This is a genomic window from Mycolicibacter heraklionensis (assembly GCF_001021505.1).
GTDB classification, from domain to species: Bacteria; Actinomycetota; Actinomycetes; order Mycobacteriales; family Mycobacteriaceae; genus Mycobacterium; species Mycobacterium heraklionense.
In genome coordinates, this window is the sequence record NZ_LDPO01000011.1 from 132401 (window position 1) to 147791 (window position 15391).

General features: G+C 71.0%; 7 protein-coding genes. 2 read left to right on the forward strand and 5 right to left on the reverse strand.

What is annotated here, in order from left to right; all coding sequences use genetic code 11:
• Positions 1–22 precede the first annotated feature (22 nt).
• The 5 genes from ABW16_RS14365 to ABW16_RS14385 all read right to left on the reverse strand — a co-directional run bounded on the left by ABW16_RS14365 (position 23) and on the right by ABW16_RS14385 (position 9714).
• Positions 23–1240, reverse strand: a complete 1218-nt coding sequence (locus ABW16_RS14365) for a PPE domain-containing protein (RefSeq protein WP_047319846.1) — start codon at positions 1238–1240, stop codon at positions 23–25.
• Entirely contained in the window at positions 1237–2499 is a 1263-nt protein-coding gene (locus ABW16_RS25420; RefSeq protein ID WP_047319847.1) for a PPE family protein, SVP subgroup, read from the reverse strand. The genes ABW16_RS14365 and ABW16_RS25420 overlap by 4 nt, the downstream gene beginning before the upstream one ends.
• 110 nt (positions 2500–2609) lie before the next feature.
• Positions 2610–3953 (reverse strand): M1 family metallopeptidase, encoded by a 1344-nt coding sequence (locus ABW16_RS14375; RefSeq protein ID WP_047319892.1) that lies wholly within the window; start codon positions 3951–3953, stop codon positions 2610–2612.
• Positions 3950–7864 carry a Pls/PosA family non-ribosomal peptide synthetase gene (locus tag ABW16_RS14380; RefSeq protein WP_412178210.1) on the reverse strand — a complete coding sequence of 1305 codons (3915 nt, stop codon included), beginning with the start codon at positions 7862–7864 and terminating at the stop codon, positions 3950–3952. Before ABW16_RS14380 ends, ABW16_RS14375 begins: the two co-directional genes overlap by 4 nt.
• Before the next feature lie 56 nt (positions 7865–7920).
• Positions 7921–9714: a hypothetical protein gene (locus tag ABW16_RS14385; RefSeq protein ID WP_047319849.1), complete on the reverse strand. Its 1794-nt coding sequence runs from the start codon at positions 9712–9714 to the stop codon at positions 7921–7923.
• A gap of 32 nt (positions 9715–9746) precedes the next feature.
• Between ABW16_RS14385 and ABW16_RS14390 the strand changes: the two genes are divergently transcribed.
• Both ABW16_RS14390 and ABW16_RS14395 read left to right on the forward strand, forming a co-directional pair.
• Positions 9747–10691: an NAD-dependent epimerase/dehydratase family protein gene (locus tag ABW16_RS14390; RefSeq protein WP_047319850.1), complete on the forward strand. Its 945-nt coding sequence runs from the start codon at positions 9747–9749 to the stop codon at positions 10689–10691.
• A gap of 147 nt (positions 10692–10838) precedes the next feature.
• Positions 10839–15374 (forward strand): cation-translocating P-type ATPase, encoded by a 4536-nt coding sequence (locus tag ABW16_RS14395; RefSeq protein WP_047319851.1) that lies wholly within the window; start codon positions 10839–10841, stop codon positions 15372–15374.
• Positions 15375–15391 lie beyond the last annotated feature (17 nt).

Below are 15391 nucleotides of genomic sequence, written 5' to 3' on the forward strand. Positions count from 1 at the left end.
GCCATTTTCCACCGAGTCGGGGTCATTCGCCGAGCAGACGTTGCTTCCGCTGGGCGAATTTCTCCGGCGTCAGAATGCCCGAGTCCCGCAATTCGACCAGCGCGCGTAGTTCGGCGACGACACCGATGGCTTTCGACTTATCGGCCTTGTCGACCCTTACCGAGGTGTCCGGATCTTCGGGCTCTGCAGCCCGCTTGGGCGGTGCGGTGAGACTGGGTTGGGTGGTTGCCGGGGAACGGGTGCCGGCGGGGTTCGTCAAGGCGCCCCCGGCCGCGCCGGCCAGGGCCATCTGGGCGTAGGGGAGTTTGGCCGCAGCCGCCATCGGCCCCGCTGCCGCCGAGGTGGCACCGGATTGTGCCGACACCAAGGTGGCTTCGCGCAGCGCCGAGGGAACGGCCGCCGCCCAGGCCCGCGGCACCGACATGCCGCCCAGCGGTATCGCCTTGCCCGTGCTGGCCCACGCTGTGCCGGTCCCCGCCAGGCTGGCGGTCGGGACCAAACCGCCTAGGGCGGGCGCGGTTTCACCGATCAGACCCAGCGCACCCAGTTCGGCTCCTTCGGGAAGGGCGAGTTCGCCCAGGGTCATCGCCAGGCCGCCGAACGCGCCGCCCAGGCCGATCGCCCCGAAGGGCCCGACGCTGCCCACCTCGAAAACCGCGCTGACCATATCGAACAGCAGACCGGTCGACACCGAGCCGTCGCCGCCGGTGTCGGCGGCGGTATTGGGTGCCGGTGCGGTGAAGGTGGGGAGTTGGGTGGCTGCGGCGGCGTTGGTGGCGTAGTCGTACATGGCGGTGGCGTCTTGGGCCCACATTTCGCTGTAGTGGGCTTCGGTGGCGGCGATGGCGGGTGTGTTGGTGCCGAGGAAGTTGGTGGCGATCAGGGTGGCCAGTTGGGTGCGGTTGGCGGCGATGACGGCCGGGGGGACGGTCATGGCGTAGGCGGTTTCGTAGGCGGTTGCGGCGGCGGCGGCTTGGGTGCCGGCGTGGCCGGCTTTGGTGGCGGTGGTGCTCATCCAGGCGGCGTAGGGGGTTGCGGCGGCGGTCATGGCTGCTGCCGACGGGCCTTGCCAGGTTTGGTCGGTGAGTCCGGCGATGACGGTTCGGAAGTTGTTGGCGGCTGTTTCGAGTTCGGCGGCCATGGTTTTCCAGGCTGTGGCGGCGGCGCGGATGGGTCCTGAGCCCGCTCCGGCGTACATCAGCGCAGAGTTGACTTCAGGCGGCAGCGCGGCAAAGTTCATCCGCCGCACCCCGTCGCGTCGACGAAGGTGTCGATGACACGTTCGCGTTGCCGGTGGAATTCCTCGTCGGTGAGAACGCCCGCTTCGCGCAGTTCGGCAAGCCCGCGCAGTTCGGCCAGGACCTCCACGCCCGTCACGGTTTCTTCTGGGTCCTCCGATGGTTCCGGGTCCGCCTGTTTGGGCGCCGTCACCGACGTGATGGCCGACCGGGAGCGGTGTTCGGCGCCGACGGTTCCGGCTGATCTGGTCAAGGCCCGTCCGGCCGCACCGGCCAGGGCCATCTCGGCGAAGGGGATTTCGGTTCGAGCCGCCGCTGCCGCCGCTGCCACCGCTGGAGCGGTGCTGGATTGCGCTGAGAGCAAGGTGATTTCGCGCAGCGCCGTGGGCGCGGCCGCCGCCCAGGTCCGCGGCACCGACATTGCGCCCACCGGTATCGCCTTGGCCACACCGGCCCGCACCGCCGCGGGCTGGCCGGCGCTGACCAGACCGGCGGAGGGCATCGAGGCAGCGATGGGCACCGTTTCGCCGAGCAGGCCCAGACCGGCGGCACCCCCGAAATCTCCGGTGAAACCCAGGCCCGCGAACGGCGCCAGGCTGGCCGTTTCGATCGCCAGGCCACCGAATTCCAGTCCCGCGCCGCCGCCTTCGAAGGGAGCGATGCTGTCCACCTCCAGCAGCGCGACCAGGATGTTCAGCAACAAGCCCTCCTCGCCGGCGCCGTCGTATGACCCGCCGGAGGTGTCGTCGGCGGGTGCGGTGAAGGTGGGGAGTTGGGTGGCTGCGGCGGCGTTGGTGGCGTAGTCGTACATGGCGGTGGCGTCTTGGGCCCACATTTCGCTGTAGTGGGCTTCGGTGGCGGCGATGGCGGGTGTGTTGGTGCCGAGGAAGTTGGTGGCGATCAGGGTGGCCAGTTGGGTGCGGTTGGCGGCGATGACGGCCGGGGGGACGGTCATGGCGTAGGCGGTTTCGTAGGCGGTTGCGGCGGCGGCGGCTTGGGTGCCGGCGTGGCCGGCTTTGGTGGCGGTGGTGCTCATCCAGGCGGCGTAGGGGGTTGCGGCGGCGGTCATGGCTGCTGCCGACGGGCCTTGCCAGGTTTGGTCGGTGAGTCCGGCGATGACGGTTCGGAAGTTGTTGGCGGCTGTTTCGAGTTCGGCGGCCATGGTTTTCCAGGCTGTGGCGGCGGCGCGGATGGGGCCTGAGCCCGCTCCGGCGTACATCAGCGCAGAGTTGACTTCAGGCGGCAGCGCTGCAAAATTCATCGGCCACTCCTCGATCGCCGATATCTGACGCTATTTTCGGCGGCGACGACCGGGCAACACGGCAGCGACGACTCATACGAAACACATATCTGCCGTCCGGGTAGACGGGGTTACTGCGGAGTTGCCAGCGGGGGAACAGCAGTGGAATACAGCCAGGCCTGCCACAACGGTTGCAGCGGTTCGCCCGCATATCCGGCGGCCAGCGCGGTGAAGTCTTCGGTGCCGGCGTTGCTGTGGCGGTAGCGCGACGTCCAGTCGCGCAGCAGGGCGAAGAAGGCGTCATCGCCCAGCCGGCCGCGCAGCAGGTGCAAGGTGATCGCACCGCGTTTGTACACCCGGTCATCGAACATGTCGGCCGGCCCGGGGTCGGCCAACAGCAGGTCCTGCGGCAGGCCGGCCAGCTGTCGGTGGTAGCGCCGCGCCAGCTGGTCGGCGCTCGGCCCGCCGGAATGCTCCGACCACAGCCATTCGGCGTAGCAGGCGAACCCCTCGTGCAGCCAGATGTCGCTCCAGCGCCGCAGGGTGACGCTGTTGCCGAACCATTGGTGGGCCAGCTCGTGGGCGATCAGCCTGGCCGATCTCCCGGTGCCGTCGCAGTGGTTGGCACCGAAGATCGAAATCCCCTGTGCCTCAAGAGGGATCTCCAGACTGTCGTCGGTCACCAGCACCGTGTAGCCGGCCGCCAGCGGGTAGGGCCCGAACAGGCGCACGAACAGCTCCATCATCTGCGACTGTTGCGCGAAGTCCCGCTCGAACTCGGTCTGCAGGCGGGCCGGCAGCACCGCACGGATGGCCACCGTCGACCCCGGCACCCGGCGGGTCACGTACCGGCCGATCTGCAGGGTGGCCAGATAGGTCGGTGTCGGCTCGGGCTGCTCATAGGTCCAGGTGGTCCGCGTTGCCCGGGCCCGCCGCGATATCAGTTCACCGTTGGCGACCAAGTAGTAGGGACTGTCGGTGCTGACCTCAAACCGGTAGCTGGCTTTGGCGCCGGGTCGGTCGTCACACGGGAACCACGAGGGTGCGCCGTTGGGCTGCCCGGAGACCAGTACGCCATCGGACAGCTCCTCGAAACCCACTTCGCCCCAAAGCGTTTCGCTGGGTCGTGGCGACCCCGAGTACCGGACCGCGATCACCAGCGCGGCACCGGTCGGCACCGCGGTGGCCAGGGTGATCCGCAGCTTCCCCGCCGAGGTGGCGAACCGGGCGGGTGGGCGACCGTTGACCCACACTTTGGCCACCGACAGCGTGTCGGCAAGGTCCAAGGTGACCTCGCGCAGTGCGGCCAGCGCTACCGCGGTGATGGTCGCGGTGCCCGACAGCCGGTTACTGCTGACCTTGTACTCCAGATCGAGCTCGTAGCGCGAGACCCGGTAGCCGCCGTTGCCGCTGCCGGGCAGATAGGGGTCGACGACGGGCGCCGGGGCCTTGGCAGCTTTCGCGGGTTTGCTCACGCCGCGGGCTCCTGACTCGCGGCAGAAGAAGATCCGCGTTTCTTGCCCGACGCCGGCCACGGCGCGATCGGGTTGCCCTGCCAGCGGGTCGCCGGCGGCACCTCATCACCGCGCATCACCAGCGAGGCCGGCCCGACGGTGGCACCGGCGCCCAGGCGAGCCGCGGGCAACGCGACGCAGTTGGGCCCCAGGGTGGCGCCCGCCTCCAGCGTGACGGTGTCCATCTGCATGATCCGGTCGTGGAACAGGTGGGTCTGCACCACGCAGCCGCGGTTCACCGTCGCGCCGGCGCCCAGCGTCACCAGGTCGGCTTCGGGCAGCCAGTACGTCTCGCACCACACCCCCCGGCCGATGGTCGCGCCGAGCGCCCGCAGCCACAGGTTCATCACCGGGGTGCCGGTTGCGGCGCGGGCGAACCACGGGGCGGCAACCGTCTCGACGAAAGCGTCGGAGACTTCGTTGCGCCACACGAACGACGACCACAGCGGGCGCTGCGACGCCCGGATCCGGCCCACCGTAAGCCATTTCGCCACCACCGCGCTGCCGCCGGCCACCGCCCCCGCGGCCAGCAGCGTCACACCGCTGCCCAGTGCGGTCCAGCCGTAGCCGAACCGTGTTGCGCCCCACTGCAACACGCCCAGAACCGCGGCTCCGATCGCAAAGGTCACCACGACCGGGATCAGCCGGAATGTCTCCATGACGGCGCGCATCAGCTTCAGCCGCAGCGGCGGTTCGAACGTCCGCTCGGCATCGAGGTCGGCGGCCTTGCGCCGCAGGCGCACGGGCGGGCTGCCCAGCCACGACGAGCCGGTCTTGGCTTTGTGCGGTGCGGTCGAGAGCACTGCCACCAAGGAGTTGTCGGGTACTCGCCTGCCCGGCTGGGTGATCCCGGAATTGCCCAGGAACGCGCGCTTGCCGATGGTGGCCGGCGCGACGTGGATCCAGCCGCCGCCCAACTCGTAGGAGGCCACCATGGTGTCGTCGGCCAGAAAGGCGCCGTCGGCGATCGTGGTGAACTTCGGGATCACCAGCGCGGTGGAGATCTCGGTGCCGTCGCCCACCTTCGCCCCCAGCAATCGCAGCCACCAGGGCGTGATCAGGCTGGCGTACACCGGGAAAAGATAGTCGCGGGCGTCGTCCATCAGACGTTCGGTGGCCCACAGCTGCCAACCCACCCGGCTGCGTACCGGGTGGTAGCCCTCGCGCAGCCCGATCGACAACAGCCGCACCCCGATCACGGTCACGGCGGCGTAGCTGAACATCGCCACCAGTGCGGCCAGCGGGGTGGCCAGCGCTGCCGGGCGGACCGCGTCGGCCAGGGTGGCGCAGTCACGAACGGCCCAGCCCAGCACCGCCAGCCCGGCACCCAGCGCCAGCAGCGGCAGACCCCCGAGAAACAGCGACGTCAGCCCGTACACCGCAGCCCACACCGGGCGCGGCGGCGGCCGGTGATCCGGCCAGGGATGGTGTGCCTTACCGGATTTCACCGCCGGCGAACCGGTCCAGTACTGGCCCTTCTTCACCTCGCCGACCACCCCGGACCCGGGAGCGACGTCGGCGTCCTTGCCGACCGCCGCGCCCGGCAACAGCGTGGTGCGGGCACCGATGGTGGCATCGTTGCCGACCGTCACAGGACCGACGTGGAACGCGTCGCCGTCGATCCAATGCCCGGTCAGGTCCACCTCCGGCTCGATGGAACACCGGTGGCCCAGCGTCAGCATCCCGGTCACCGGCGGGGCGGAGTGCAGGTCCACGCCCTCGCCGATCTTGTTACCCAGCGCCCGCGCGTAATACACCAGCCACGGTGCGCCGGAAAGATTCTCGGCGCCGCTGGCGGTGGCGAGCCGTTCGGCGATCCAGACCCGCAGGTGCTCGGGCCCGCCGCGCCGATAGGTGCCCGGCTGCAGGTTGGAAAGCAGGGCGCGTGCCCCCAGTGCGGCGATCCCCATCCGGCCCAGCGGGGTCACGAACAGTACGAAGGCGGCGATCACCCACCACCAGTCCAGCCGCACCAGCCAGGGCAGCGGGTGCACCGCCGCCACCGTGTTGTTGATCAGCGCCAGCCACGTCACCCACTGCAACCCGGTCAGCGTGGCCAGTGGCACCGACAGCAGCACCTGCGCGGCCTGGGTCTGCCACGGGGTGGGCGCAACCGCGCGGGACGCGGCCTCCGCGCCCGGATCACTGCGGCCCATGTCGTCGAGAAAGCCGGCCAGGGAGCCCAGCCGTGGACGGTCGTAGAGCTGGGCGACGGTGGTCTGCGGGTAACGCTGACGCACGGCGGCCACCAGCTGTGCGGCTTGCAGCGATCCGCCGCCGAGGGCGAAGAAGTCGGCCTGCTCGTCATCGACCGGGGCGCCCAGCACGTCGCGCCACAGCCCGGCCAGCCAGCCCAGGGTGCTGTCCGGGTCGTCGGCCCCGGCCAGGCCCCCGCCCCCGGGTTCCGGCCCCACCGGCCACGGCAGCGCGTCGCGGTCCACCTTGCCCGACGTGCGGGTGGGCAACTCGTCGACCAGCACCAGCCGGGGAACCAGCGCGGCGGGCAGTTGTCGGCCCAGCTCGGTGCGTGCGGCCCCCAGGTCGAAGTCCGGGTCGGTGCTGACCAGGTAACCGACCAGCAGTGGGGTCCCGGCGGCGCTGGTCCGCACCGCCGCTGCACCGCCGCTGACGCCGGGCAGTGTCACCAGCGCACTGTCCACCTCACCCAACTCGATGCGCCGGCCGCCGACCTTGACCTGGTCGTCGGCCCGGCCGCAGAACACCAGCCCGTCGGCGTCGAGGCGCACCAGATCGCCGCTGCGGTAGGCCCGCGGCCACTGCAGGGCGGGCAGCGGCGCGTACTTCTCGGCGTCACGGTCGGGGTCCAGGTAGCGGCCCAGCCCGACACCGCCGATCACCAGTTCGCCGATCTCACCGTCGGCCACCGGCGCCCCGTCGGGGCCGAGCACGGCCAGGTCCCAGCCCAACAGCGGCAGTCCGATCTGAACCGGGCCGGTGCCGTCGAGCTGCGCCGCGCAGGCCACCACGGTGGTCTCGGTGGGGCCGTAGGTGTTCCACACCTCGCGGCCGTCCACCGCCAGCCGGGCCACCAGCTCCGGCGGGCAGGCCTCGCCGCCGAAGATCAGCAGCCGGACCGCCTCCAGCGCCTCGGCCGGCCACAGTGCCGCCAGGGTGGGCACGGTGGACACCACGGTCACGTCGCGCGCCACCAGCCACGGACCCAGGTCCATGCCGCTGCGTACCAGCGACCGCGGCGCCGGCACCAGACAGGCGCCGTAGCGCCACGCCAGCCACATCTCCTCGCAGGAGGCGTCGAACGCGACCGACAGCCCGGCCAGCACTCGGTCGCCGGGCCCGATCGGGTTGTCCTGCAAGAACAGCTGGGCTTCGGCGTCGACGAAGGCCGCCGCGTTGCGGTGCGTGATAGCCACGCCCTTGGGGGTGCCGGTGGACCCCGAGGTGAAAATGATCCAGGCGTCGTCGCTGGTCTGCGGTGCCGTGGCCCGCCAGCCGCGTGACGCGCCCGGGCCGCGGATCAAGCCCTGTTCGGTGATCACCGCCGCCACCTGGGCCTCGTTGAACACCAGCTCGGCGCGCTCGGGCGGGTCGTCGGCGTCCACCGGCACGTAGGCCGCGCCGGTGGCCAGGGTGGACAGGATCGCCACATACAGCGCGTAATTGCCCGACGGCATCCGGATGCCGATGCGATCGCCGCGGCCCAGGCCGCGGGCGGCCAGCCACGCGACGCTGTCTGCGATGTCCTCGATCAGCTCCGCGTAGGTCAACACCACGTTGCCGTCGTCGATCGCGGGAGCATCGGGGTAGCGGTCAGCGGTCTCTTGCAGAATGTCGATCAGGGTGCGGGGCTGCGGCGCCGAGGAGCCGCGCAGATACTGCGCGGGGACTTGCAGTGAGGGCACGACTGTAGAACGTACCGAGCACGGTCGGGGTGTGCAGCGCGTCATCGTCACCTGGGCGCGAGGTAGCCGACCGGCCCGACCGCGATGCACACCGACAGCGCTGCGGTTTCGGCGCGCGCGGACACGTTGTGGCCGGCGCCGGGCAGCCGCACGAAGACACGGTTGAGTCCCGGCCGGACCCGCACGCGCACGTCGGGTCCGTCGGACAGCGACAGTGTCATGGCGCCGTCGACGTTGGCCAGATAGTTGATCTCGGCCGTCCAGTCCGCCGGCAGCAGTGGGCCGTCCAGCGCCATGGTTGCCGGCCGGTCCGGCTGGATCAGATACCCGCAGTGCGGCACCGGCCCGGCGACCAGGAAGCGCACCCACGTCACCTGGGCGTCGGTCACCGTCCCCGAATTAGTCAGCATCCGCAACTGCGTTGTCGTCGAAGCGAATTCGGGTCGGTCGCGAAGCAACGCGAACATGTGGCTGGCCAGGTTCTCCGGGTAGACGACCCGTTGCAGCACCAGCGGGTCGACCTCCTGATCCAGCAGCGGCGCGTCGGAGGCGGCGTGGGCGGCGGCCAGGCCGCGCTGGGCGTTCTGCAGGTACGGGCGAGCCGGGTCGTCCCGCCAGCAGGTCAGGAACGTCACCGTCGAGTACAGGCTGCTCGCGGTGAACGCCGCCGCCAGCGCGGTCACCGCCACGGTGCGCGGGCGCGAGGCGTCCAGCCATCGTGACGAGTCCCGGTTCGGGGCACACAACCCGACCGCGCCCAGGATCGCCAGCACCACAACGAGGTCGGCCAGGTAGCGCAGGGTTTGGGCCAGTTCCAGCGCGGTGAACGCCGAGGACCGCATGAGATAGATCGGCACCTGGCAGGCCGCCGCATAGCCGGCCGCGGCCAGCCACACCGGCGTCAGGCGGTGCTTGCGCACCAGCGACACCGCCAGCAGTCCGCCCAGCACCAGCCAGCCGAGCGTCATCACGACGGGCCCCGGCAGCGCCCACGGCGAGGCCGGCGCCCAGCGTGCCCAGGTCCACGGGCCGCCGGCCAGGCTCGGGACGATGCCGTGGGTGATCGAGCGCAGCAGCAGGTCGCGGGTCATCTCGAGGTCGAAACTCCACCGCTTCTGATTCACCACCGTCAGGTAGACCCCGACCCACCCCGCGGTCACCACCAGCATCGCCGTCCACAACCGGGCGCCGGCCCGCCACGCCCCGGCGACCGCGCCGGTCAGTGGCCTACCGGAGACGTAGCCCAGCAGTGCCGTCACCGCGAACGCAACAAAGGGGATCACCGCGGCTTTCTCGAAGAACAACAAGCCGCCCAGGTAGGCCAGGGCCGCGGTGACCGCGTAGCGACGATTCCCGGTGCGCGCCAACAGGATCGCGTCGGCGCACACCCAGGACAGCGCGGCGCACAGCGGTAGCGAGTTCAGCGCCGCCGCCCACCATGCGAAGGCCGGCAGGCCCAGCGGGATCCACAACGCGAAGGTCAGCGGCACCAGTAGCACCGGCCGCCAGCCCAGAATCACCCACAGCACGCGCAGCAACGCGCAGGACGACAGCAGCTGCAGCACCACCAGGCTGACCTCCGGCGCCGCCCACTGCAGCGGCCACAACTTGGTGAGGGCGCCGGCCACCAGATACGCGCCCGGCATCACATGACCGTCGTGGTCGTCGAACAGGTAGGCCGGCGACAACAGCGGGTGGGTGCCGGCCCGGCCGATCAGGATCAGGTCATCCCAGTAGAAGTAGCCCCCGAAAGCCACCACCGCCCGAACCACCAGCTGGGCGGCGATCAATCCCACCGCTGCCCAGCAGACCCAAGGCAGGGCGGCCAAACGGGTGCGCATCCGTCTTTCTTACCTGTCGGTATGGTGGGCCGGTGCGAGCACTGGTCACCGGGGCAGCCGGGTTCATCGGATCGACGTTGGTCGACCGCCTGCGGGCGGACGGGCACCAGGTAGTGGGGCTGGACAACTTCGCCACCGGCCGAGCCGTCAACATCGAGCACTTGGCCGACGACGCCGGCTTCGGCTTCGTCGAGGCCGACATCGTCTCCGCGGACCTGAACGCCATCCTGGCGCAGCACCGGCCCGAGGTGATCTTTCACCTGGCCGCCCAGATCGACGTCCGCCACTCGGTGGCCGACCCGGTCTTCGACGCCTCCGTCAACGTCGTCGGGACGATCCGCCTCGCCGACGCCGCCCGCGCAGCCGGGGTGCGCAAGATCGTGCACACCTCCTCGGGCGGCTCGATCTACGGCACCCCGCCGCGCTATCCGACCGGTGAGGACGTCCCGACCGACCCCGCCTCGCCGTATGCCGCCGGGAAGGTGGCCGGTGAGATCTACCTCAACACTTATCGCCACCTCTATGGCCTGCAGTGTTCGGCCATCGCGCCGGCCAACGTCTACGGCCCCCGCCAGGACCCGCATGGCGAGGCCGGGGTGGTGGCGATCTTCGCCCAGGCGCTGCTGGAGGGCAGGACCACCAAGGTGTTCGGGGACGGATCCAACACCCGCGACTACGTGTTCGTCGACGACGTGGTGGACGCCTTCGTGCGGGCTTCGGGCGAGGCCGGCGACGGGCAGCGGTTCAATGTCGGCACCGGGGTGGAAACCTCCGACCGGCAGCTGCACACCGCGGTGGCCGCGGCCGTCGGCGCACCCGACGACCCGGAGTTCCACCCGCCGCGCCTCGGTGACCTGAAGCGGTCTTGCCTGGACATCTCGCGGGCGGCAGATGTGCTGGGCTGGCGCCCGCAGGTCGCGCTGGCCGACGGCGTGACACGCACCGTGGCGTACTTCCGGCAAACCAAGTCCGACTGAGGTCTGTGGCATACTGGCCGGTCGGAGGGGAGTATTCCCCAATTCGCAGTGTCGTCATCACGTCGCCCGTCATCGGGTGACCGGGGCTGTGGGCCGGGCAACCGGCGGAAGAGACCTCCAGCGCTGCTATGACGCTGGAGGCCAGCCATGGATGTTTTCGCAATCGGCCGTTTGGGTCTGGACGCCGTTGGCGCCGTCGCTTCGGCCAGCCTGGACCTCGCCGCCATCCCGCTGCGCGAAGGCGCCAAGATCCTGGCCGGTGAGCGCTCCGACCTGACCAGCCGACGCAGCTGGCGCGGCGCCGGACGGGCCTGGATCGAGGTGCACGGGCTCGACGACCCCGACGGCGCAGATATCGGTGCCGAGGTTTCCGAAGCCCTGCGGGCCGAGCCCGGCGTTACCTCGGTGCGGCTGAACCGTCCGCTGTCGCGGGTGATCGTTGAGATCGGCGACCACGTTTCGCTGGCCGATCTGTGCGCCACGGTGGAAGCCGTCGAGAAGAATTTCGAGCTGACCGCGACCGAAACCGCGGCACTTCCGGGCGACGGACTGCTGCTGGCCACCAAGGGCGCGATGGTGGGCGCCAACGCGGTAGGCCTGGCGATCGCGACCGTGGGCAGCGCGATGCGCTGGCCGGCCGCGCCGAAGATCTTCGACGCCGCGGCGTCGGTGGCCCGCTACCAGCCGCTGGTCCGGGGCGCCCTGGAAAGCCGAATCGGCCCGGCAAGGACCGACCGGGTGCTCGCACTGGCCTCGCTCGGGTCGCACGTCATCACCATGTCGCCCGCGATCCTGGCGGTGGACATGATGGTGGAGGGCCTGAAAGCCTCCGAGACCCGCGCCGGGGCGCTGGCCTGGAATCGCTACGAGCCGGAGCTGGCCCGTTACGCCGACCACCCGGACGTGCACACCACCGCGCGGCCTGTCCCACGGCCGGACGGCGCGGCCGAGCGCTACCTGAAGCGCACGGCGATAGCGCAGGTGGTCGGTGCCGGGGTGGTGGGCGGGCTGACCCGCAACCTGGACATGACCTCGAGCGCGATCCTGGCGACCTCGCCGAAAGCGGTGCGCACCAGTTGCGAATCGTTCGCCGCGACCCTGGGACAGGGGCTGGCGGACGCGCACGGGGTGCTGCCGCTGCGGCCGGACAGCCTGCGCCGCCTCGACAAGATCGACACCGTGGTCATCGACCCGCGGGCGCTGACCGGTGAACAGCGCCGGGTGGTGCAGATCCGCGGCGCGACCGAGCACGAACTGCCGAAGGCATGGAACAGCGCGCAGAGCCTGCTCGACAAGCCCGGACTGCGCCCGGGCTGGCACCGGGTTCCCGGAATGACATCCCGCGGGTCGGCCCGCAAGGAGCCGGTGGACGCGCTGATCCTGCCCGCGCACCATGCCCTGGCGTCGGCGGTGGTGCTCGAAGGGCGTGCCTGCGGCGCGGAGCTGGTCACGGTGGACACCGAGATCCTCGGTGAGCTGCGTCCCGGTTTCGACGAGATCCGCCCGGTCTCCGGCGACGATCTGGACGCCGCGCTGGCCGCGGCCGTGACCGACCTGCAGCAGGCCGGCCGCACCGTCGCGGTGCTGTCCACCTCGGCAGCGCAGGCGCTGGCGTCGGCGGATCTGGCGCTGGGCGTCATGCCGACGAGCGAGCACGCCGACACCCCTCCGCCTTTTTATGCCGACCTGCTGCTGGCCGACCTGGCCGGAGCATGGCAGGTGCTGCGCGCGCTCCCGGCCGCCCGGTCGGCCACCGAGCGCGGGGTCGCGATCTCGATCGGCGCGTCGTCCATCGCCGGGCTGCTGCTGGTCCGCGGCGTCCGGGCGACCATCCCCGGTGTCGGCGCTGGGCAGAGTCGCGGCCCCGGCCCGGTGACCGTCGGTGCCGGCGCCGGAATGCTCTCGGGGTATCTGCTGGCCCGCCGGGTGCTGCGTGCGCGCGCGCCGAAGCCGGCACCGGCCTACGAGTGGCACGCCATGACGGTCGAGCAGGCGCGGGAGCTGTTGGCGCCGGACGCGGTGACTCCGCTGGCCGAACGTGCCCCGGTCGACGCGGAATCGCAGGGCGTGTTCTGGCCGTACTTCCATGCCGTGCGTGAGGAGTTGTCCGATCCGATGACGCCGATCCTGGCGCTGTGCTCGGTGGCGACCGCCATGCTGGGTTCGCCGATCGACGCGGTGATGGTGGGCACGGTGCTCACCGGCAACGCCATGCTGGCCGCCTACCAGCGGCTGCGGGCCGAGAGCCGGCTGAACACCCTGCTGGCCCAGCAGGCCCCGCCGGCCCGGGTCGTGCTGATGGGGGCCGAGAGGACTCCGACCTACCACGAGATCCCCGCCGAACAACTGCTGCCCGGTGACCTGATCGAGGTGCGCAGCAACGAGGTGGTGCCCGCGGACGCCCGCGTCATCGAGGTGGCCGACGTCGAGGTCGACGAGTCGTCGTTGACCGGCGAGTCGCTGTCGGTCGGCAAACAGCTCGACCCGACTCCCGGCGCCGAACTGGCCGAGCGCAGCTCGATGCTCTACGCGGGCAGCACGGTGATCGCCGGCAAGGCGCTGGCGCTGGTGACCGCCGTGGGTGCAGACACCCAGACCCGCCGGGCCTCCGAACTTGCCTCCGGGGAGCTGTCCGAGGTCGGCCTGCAGCACCACCTGTCCCAGCTCATGTACCGGACCTTCCCGTACAGCGCCGCCGGCGGTGTCGCCGTCGGTGCGCTCGGCCTGCTGCGCCAGGGCGGCCTGCGGGTGGCGCTCGGCAACGCGATCGCGGTCGCGATCGCCGCCGTCCCGGAGGGGATGCCGCTGATGGCGACCCTGGCCCAGCACTCGTCGTCCCAGCGGTTGACCAAATCCGGTGCGCTGGTGCGGATTCCGCGATCGGTGGAGGCGCTCGGCCGGGTCGACGTGGTCTGCTTCGACAAGACCGGAACGCTGTCCGAGAACCGGCTGCGGGTAACCACGGTGCGTCCGCTGGCCGGATACTCCGACGACGACGTACTCGGCACCGCCGCGCAGGCGGCGCCGGCTCCCGACGGTGCGGCGCACGCGCACGCCACCGACCAGGCCATCGTCGAAGGGGCGGCGGCCGCCGCGGGCGCCCGGGCTTGGATCGAACCGGACGCCCACCTGCCGTTCCGCTCCGGCCGGGCCTTCTCGGCTTCGGTGCTGGGATCGGAGCTGCTGGTCAAGGGCGCACCGGAAGTGGTGTTGGAGGCCTGCAAGAACGTCGGCGCCGAGGTCGAGCAGCAGGTGGCCGCGATGGCAGCCCAGGGGCTGCGGGTGATCGCGGTCGCCCACGGCAAACTGACCGCCGCCCAGGTGCGGGCGGTGCAGGACGATTCCGACCTCCTCGTGGAGGTGAGCGCCTCCGGGCTGACGCTGATGGGGTTCCTCGGCCTGGCCGACACACCCCGGGCCGACGCTCCGCAGCTGCTCGCCGACCTGGCCGCCCGCGGCGTCGATATCCGGATGATCACCGGCGACCACCCGATCACGGCCACCGCGATCGCCGCCGAGATGGGTGTCAGCGTCAGCGCCGATGAGGTCATCACCGGCTCGGAATGGAATGCGTTGAACCGCAAGGAACAAGAGCGCGTGGTCTGCGAGCGGGTGATCTTCGCCCGGATGTCGCCGGAGAACAAGGTGCAGATCGTCCAAACCCTGGAGCGCGCTGGGCGGGTGTCGGCGATGGTCGGTGACGGCGCCAACGACGCCGCCGCGATCCGGGCCGCCACGGTGGGGCTGGGTGTCGTTGCGCACGGCAGCGACTCGGCACATGCCACCGCCGACGTGGTGCTGACCGACGGCAAGATCGGTGCCCTGGTCGACGCGATCGACGAGGGCCGGCGACTCTGGCGGGGCGTGCAACTGGCGATCTCCGGGTTGCTGGGCGGCAACGCCGGCGAGGTGATGTTCTCCGTCATCGGCACCGCCATCACTGGGAACTCGCCGCTGAACACCCGGCAGTTGCTGTTGATGAACACCCTGACCGACGCGCTGCCGGCCACCGCCGTGGCGGTGAGCACACCGGCCGGCCCGATCGGTGGCGCGGTGCCCGGACTCGACGAGCGCAAACTGTGGCGCGCGGTGGCGTTCCGCGGCGGAGTCACCGGCGCGGCGGGTACCGCCGCCTGGGCGATGGCCTCGGTGACCGGTACTCCGCAGCGCGCCTCGACGGTGGGGTTGATCTCGCTGGTGACCACCGAACTCGGCCAGACCGTGGTCGACTCGCGGGCACCGATGGTGCTGGCGACCGCGGCCGGGTCCTTCGTACTGTTCGCGGCGATGGTCTCCACGCCCGGGGTCAGCCAGCTGCTGGGCTGCACTCCGGTCGGCCCGATCGGCTGGGCGCAGGCTCTCGGCACGGCCGCGGTGGCTACCGCCGCGGTGGCCGTGGCGAGCCGGTTCTCGGCCCCGGCCGAGGAGATCGCTGCCCCCACCAGGGAGATCGCTGCCCCCGCCGCGGAGCTGGCGGCGGCTCCGGCCAAGAAGGTTCCGGCGAAGAAGGTTCCGGCGAAGAAGGCCCCGGCTGCCAAGAAGGCGCCGGCCACGAAGGCTCCGGCGAAGAAGGCCCCGGCTGCCAAGAAGCCCGCCCCGGCCAAGAAGACGCCGGCCAAGAAGGCACCGGTCAAAAAGGCCGCCGCGAAGAAGTCGTCCGCGAAACTGGAACTGGTGCGCTGAGGCCTTACCGCTTCGGT